At 47.7% G+C, this 1,164-nt stretch carries 1 pseudogene; it reads right to left on the reverse strand.

Going from position 1 to position 1,164, the window contains the following annotated elements:
* Positions 1–118: 118 nt before the first annotated feature.
* Positions 119–955 (reverse strand): annotated as a pseudogene (locus ACOCD2_RS21000) (type I restriction enzyme endonuclease domain-containing protein); the annotation flags it as partial.
* Positions 956–1,164 lie beyond the last annotated feature (209 nt).

A 1,164-nucleotide genomic window follows, 5' to 3' on the forward strand; every position in this document is an offset into this window, starting at 1 on the left:
AGCGCCAGCTCTACACCGGATACTTGCCAGGGACTCTTGATTCCCAGTATCTGGGCGTATAGGTCTTTGTCTCTCATAGGGGATTACGATAATCTACCCACTCCATTTGGGGAAGAGCCTCACCATTGAGTAGCTTACGCAATGCCTCTAGAGCAAGATTCTTTTTCTCCATTCCCTGAACTTCTGCCAGGAACTCATCGGACAGGATTGAAATATCCGGCGTTTTTACACCTGCGGCATCTAGAATATCGACAATCTCAGTTGAAACAACGGCCCTGCTTACTATTTGTTGCACCGCAAAATCACGTTCAGCAGTAGTTTTTCCTTTACCAGGAACCGACTTAACGAGTGCAGCCCGGATAGCCTGAAAGAATCCTACCTCGTCCCGTATCTCCTTAGCTTCATCGCTGGCGGAAGCAAGTGCAAATGCTTTTGACAGTGCAAGCACAGCATCATTAAAGCGACGATGAGCACGTTTCTTACCTTCCTCACTGATTTCCTTCGCCGCTTCCTTTTGCTGCATGTCAAGAACCCACTCTATGGCTCCCGCCATCACAGTCAGTCGCTCCTGCGGTGTTCCGGTCAATCCGCACATGTAATCAAACCCATGGAACATGTCCCGCACAATCTCGTATTTCTCCAGCATAACAGCCACAGCCTGGGCTTCATCGATACCGGTTTGTTTCTGATCATCCCGTGAATACTGACTAAGCGCACTCTTCAGGTTTTGTGCGATACCGATATAGTCAACGACAAGTCCAGCCGGTTTATCCCGAAAAACCCTGTTCACACGAGCAATCGCCTGCATTAGTCCGTGGCCCTGCATCGGCTTGTCGATATACATGGTATGCATGATATGCATGCACGGGGCATCAAAACCTGTCAGCCACATATCCCGGACTATTACAAGCTTCAACTCATCATCCGGGTCCTTGGCCCGTTTTGCCACAAGCGTATCTTCGGCCTCGTGATAGATTTTGGGACATCCCAGTCCCCAAAATCTATCACGAGGCCGAAGACACGCTTGGTATTTTCACTTGGTAATGGAATTTGATTGCATATAATAAAGCTAGAGTTTAGAGTAAGCAACATTGTTCCACCGTATATTTTCGGGTGAAATAAAGTTGCTATTTTGTTCATACTGCCCGTTAGAGCTTGTTCTAT

Source organism: Thiolapillus sp. (assembly GCF_048562965.1).
In the GTDB taxonomy this organism is placed as follows: Bacteria; Pseudomonadota; Gammaproteobacteria; order Chromatiales; family Chromatiaceae; genus Thiolapillus; species Thiolapillus brandeum_A.